A 3,200-nucleotide genomic window follows, 5' to 3' on the forward strand; every position below is an offset into this window, starting at 1 on the left:
AGGAAGGCGTCGGTGAAGCGGGTGGAGTTGCGGGCGCGGGCGGCGTTCAGGGTCTGCCAGGCGATCAGCATCGCCATGACCGTGGTCTTGCCGGCGCCGGTCGCGAGCTTGAAGGCGATGCGCAGCAGGTCGGGGTTGGCCTCAGCGCTGAGGGCGCGCAGCCGGTCAAGCTCCTGCTTCGGGGCGACCTCGGTGAGCCAAATGGCGGTTTCGACCGCCTCGACCTGGCAGAAGAAGAGGCGGCGCTGCCGGGTGGGGTCGCGCCAGTGCTGCAGCAGCCGGGCGGTGACCGGGGTGACGGTGGCGCGGAGGCCGGCGTCGCCGAGGGAGCGCCAGGCGGCCACCTTCGAGCGGATCTCGTTGATGTAATCGTTCGGCTTGCGCTGGCCGAAGTTGTCCTCGAGGTCGAGGCTGCCCTGCGCCTTCAGCTTGTGCTTAGGCGGGGGGACCGGGACGACGAACTCGCTCCGGCGCCGGCCTTCCGCCGGGAAGCCGGTGGGGATGCCATTCTCGTCGAGCACCCAATGGCGGGTCGGCTCGGCGAAGGGGCTGTTGAGGATGGGGTTGTCGATGACTGTCGTGGGCACATTACGATAATGCCACGCTCTGCGCCCCCGAACAGGGGGGAGGCGGTCATCGCGCCGGATCCCCAGCCTGGTTCCCATGCGCCGAAGATCTGCGGCTGTTCTTCTTCTGTCCTCCCGCGCCGCCCGGAAGGCCGAGTCGCTGCTCGGCCCAGACGGCGGAGAAGGGTGCCATCAGGGTCGGCAGGCTGAGATCAGGAGGCTGCCGCCCATCCAGGATCGCCTCAATGAGGTCCGGTGCAAGGAGCGTCAGTTGGAGGAGTCGGCCGAGATAGCCGCGGTCGATTCGTTCGGCGGCGGCCAGCTCGCCGAGGGAGGCGTAGCGACCGCTCTCCAGCAGCCGCTTCCACCGATGCGCCCGCGCGAGCGCCTTGACTAGGGCCGGGTCAGCCCGGGTTCGCGCCGGCTCGGCGCCGGAGGCATTGCCGTCTGGCGCGACCACCAGCTTCCGCCCACCGCGGCGGCGAATCCTCAGCGGGATGCGGACCGTGATGCTGGTGGCCGTCATCATGCCACCCTCCGGGTCTCGGCACCAATGCCGGCGAGATCCCGCACCAGACCGGCGAGCCCGGCCAGCCGTAGCCGGATATCGGCGCCGGAGGGGCTGACCTCGACCCGCTCGACCAGCAGCCGGACGATCCGGGCCTGCTCCGCCGGGAACAGCTCGTCCCACAGCGGGTCCAGCCGTTCCAGGATGGCCAGGGTTTCGGCCTCGGTCAGGTCCTGCACCTCGGCCCGCGCCGCGAGCCAGGTGCCCACCACCACCTCCGGCTGGCGCAGCAGCGCGCGGACCTGGTCCACCACCGCCGCCTCGATCTCGGCCGCGGGCAGCCGCCGGACCGGGCAGTCCTCCGGTCCCCCCTTCAGCACGGCCTGGCTGACGTAGTAGCGGTAGAGCCGCCCCCGCCGCCGCGTGTGGGTGGGCGACATTGCGCGGCCATCCGGCCCGAAGATCAGGCCCTGCAGCAGGGCCGGGGTCTGCCGGCGGTTCTGGTTGGCGCGCACCCGCGGGCTCTCCTGCAGGATGGCATGGACCCGGTCCCACAACTCCCGCGCCACGATCGCCCGGTGTTCGCCGGGGTAGACCTTGCCCTTGTGCGCCACCTCGCCGAGGTAGGTCCGGTTGCTCAGCAGCCGGTAGAGCGCCCCCTTGTCGAAGGGCCGGCCGGTCTTGGTCAGCACGCCCTCGGCGCGCAGCCGCCGGACGGCCTCCACGCCGGAGCCGGTTTCCGCGAAGAGTTCGAACGCCCGCCGCGCCCGCACGGCCTCTTCCTCGTTCACCACCAGCCTGCGGTCGCGCACCTCGTAGCCGAGCGGGACCGGGCCGCCCATCCACATGCCGCGCGCCTTCGAGGCGGCGATCTTGTCGCGCACCCGCTCGCCGATCACCTCGCGCTCGAACTGGGCGAAGCTGAGCAGGATGTTGAGCGTCAGGCGGCCCATGCTGGTCGTGGTGTTGAAGGACTGCGTCACCGAGACGAAGGTGACCTTGTGCGCATCGAACACCTCCACCAGCTTGGCGAAGTGCATAAGCGAGCGGCTGAGGCGGTCGATCTTGTAGACCACCACCACGTCGACCCGGTCGGCCTCGATATCGCGCAGCAGGCGCTGCAGGGCCGGGCGCTCGAGGGTACCGCCGGAGACACCGCCATCATCGTAGTGGTCCGGCACCAGCACCCAGCCCTCGGCGCGCTGGCTGGCGATGAAGGCCTCGCAGGCATCGCGCTGGGCGTCGAGGCTGTTGAACTCCTTCTCCAGCCCCTCCTCGGTCGACTTCCGGGTGTAGACGGCGCAGCGGAGCTTCCGCACCGCGGCCGGCATGGCGGCCTCGGCCGCGGCAGGCGTCCTGCGTCTCATGCCTGCCCTCGCTGGTTCTTCAAGCCAAAGAAGGACCAGCCGTTCCAGCGGGTACCAGTGATGTGCCGAGCGATGGCGGAGAGGGAGCGGTAGGGGCGGCCCTCGTACTCGAAGCCGTCCGGCAGCACGGTGACGGCGTGCTGGACGCCCTGGTACTCCCGGACCAGCCGAGTGCCGGCGATTGGCCGATCTTCGCCAGCGCGGATCCGGCGGAGGACGACGTTGCCGCCGTCGAGTTGCTCGCCCAGGGCCTCGAGCCTGGCGACCGTCTCCGGCTTCAGGCCTCCGTAGGCCAGCTCCTGGATGCGGTAGGCGAGCCGGCTCTCCAGGAACTTCCGATTGTAGGGCGGCGGCTCGGTGCCGCAGAGCTCGCGCCACTGCCGCTTCAGCTCGGCGATGTCGGCGGTCTTCAGGGCCGCCAGCCGGGGCAGCACGCTGGCCGGCGGGATGCTGGCGACCACCGCGGCCGACGCCGCAGCGGCCTGCACATTATAATTGGAGCGCATTGTCATGCCTGTCTCCGACGAGTCGGGTTGGCATGACGGCGCTGCCGGGGCGCGGAGTGTAGGCGAACCTCTCCCGGGTCCCGAGCGTCAGCGGCGTCGCGCGCGAGATCCTCGGCGGCGCGGCTGCGCAGCCGCAGCAGGCCGGCCGCCAGGATGGCGCAGACCTCGCGCAGGTGGGGCGGGAGGTGCGGGTTGATCGGCGATGCGGTGCTCACACCAGGGAGCTACCCGCGCCATCCCCGATCCGTCCCGC

At 70.9% G+C, this 3,200-nt stretch carries 3 protein-coding genes and 1 pseudogene; all 4 read right to left on the minus strand.

Annotated features, from left to right (window positions below):
• Nucleotides 1-587 (minus strand): annotated as a pseudogene (locus tag H596_RS22465) (restriction endonuclease); the annotation flags it as partial.
• 46 nt (nt 588-633) lie between these two features.
• Nucleotides 634-1,095 carry a hypothetical protein gene (locus H596_RS22470; RefSeq protein WP_245584079.1) on the minus strand — a complete coding sequence of 154 codons (462 nt, stop codon included), beginning with the start codon at nt 1,093-1,095 and terminating at the stop codon, nt 634-636.
• Nucleotides 1,092-2,441, minus strand: a complete 1,350-nt coding sequence (locus H596_RS0118735) for a recombinase family protein (protein ID WP_037302065.1) — start codon at nt 2,439-2,441, stop codon at nt 1,092-1,094. Before H596_RS0118735 ends, H596_RS22470 begins: the two co-directional genes overlap by 4 nt.
• Nucleotides 2,438-2,953, minus strand: coding sequence for a DUF2924 domain-containing protein (locus H596_RS0118740; protein WP_084603029.1), 516 nt, complete (start codon nt 2,951-2,953; stop codon nt 2,438-2,440). The genes H596_RS0118735 and H596_RS0118740 overlap by 4 nt, the downstream gene beginning before the upstream one ends.
• Nucleotides 2,954-3,200: the final 247 nt, after the last annotated feature.

Source organism: Rubritepida flocculans DSM 14296 (assembly GCF_000425365.1).
In the GTDB taxonomy this organism is placed as follows: domain Bacteria; phylum Pseudomonadota; class Alphaproteobacteria; order Acetobacterales; family Acetobacteraceae; genus Roseococcus; species Roseococcus flocculans.

Bases quoted from the DNA above. Each gene is read 5' to 3' on its own strand.
- H596_RS22470 (WP_245584079.1), bottom strand. From the start codon at position 1,095: ATGATGACGGCCACCAGCATCACGGTCCGCATCCCGCTGAGGATTCGC.
- H596_RS0118735 (WP_037302065.1), bottom strand. From the start codon at position 2,441: ATGAGACGCAGGACGCCTGCCGCGGCCGAGGCCGCCATGCCGGCCGCG.
- H596_RS0118740 (WP_084603029.1), bottom strand. From the start codon at position 2,953: ATGACAATGCGCTCCAATTATAATGTGCAGGCCGCTGCGGCGTCGGCC.